Raw genomic sequence first — 777 nt, 5'->3', positions numbered from 1 at the left:
TCACAGAGAAAGGCAAAGAATTCAGCAAAGAGTTTTATTGGGAAAAGGACTGGGTGATCGGCTTTGAAAGCGTGGTAAAAGGTCAACCTTCACCGGACTTATTGGAAACGCTGACCGCATGTCATTTATTCTGTTTGCCTATCGAGGCATTGCATCAATGGCGCGCCGAAAAGCACTCAATTTACCTAAAATTGCTCGAAACGCAGTTGATGAACAAAGAGAATAAAGAACGTTTTATGCTGTTGTATTCGCCTGAGGAACGTTATCAGCTATTTTGCCACCACTACCCAGATTTAGAACAACGCATTACCGACAGCCAAATTGCGGCTTACCTCGGCATTACCGCTATCAGCTTAAGCCGTATTAAAGCGCGTTTAGCAAAAGACAACAAATAAGAGACGCACCAAACAAAAAAGGCTCTTCCAACGAAGAGCCTTTGTTCAATCTAATGACTATTTAAGAAGACGCGCTCGGAACTGACGCCCTTTCATCTTACCCGTACTGATAATTTGCAATGCTTTCTTCGCGGCAGACTTTTCTACAGCAACGTAAGAACGCACAGGGAACAAATGAATCTTGCCCACTTGCGCACCTGGGATGCCATTTTTGCCAGTCAAACAACCAAGAATATCGCCAGGACGAACTTTTTGCTTCTTGCCGCCATCAATGTTGATGGTCACCATCTTCGCTTGGTATGGCTGCTGATTTGATTTCGCTGGCAAGGTCGCGGGTACCACATCCATCTCTAAGTACTCTTCGATACGAGCGACACGTAGA

Annotated in this window: 2 protein-coding genes; one reads left to right on the top strand and one right to left on the bottom strand. The window is 45.0% G+C overall.

All coding sequences use genetic code 11. The features are described from left to right. Positions 1–395 (top strand): Crp/Fnr family transcriptional regulator (locus R7Q48_RS26610; protein ID WP_318133215.1); only part of this gene is annotated, 395 nt, incomplete at its 5' end. Between the two features lie 57 nt (positions 396–452). On the opposite strand, the gene R7Q48_RS26605 is transcribed toward R7Q48_RS26610, so the two are convergent. After that, positions 453–777, bottom strand: a 325-nt coding sequence (locus tag R7Q48_RS26605) for a DbpA RNA binding domain-containing protein (RefSeq protein ID WP_318133212.1), incomplete at its 5' end; no start/stop codon positions are given.

It is taken from the genome of Vibrio sp. 378 (assembly GCF_033339435.1).
This window is presented reverse-complemented; position numbering and strand designations above follow the sequence as displayed.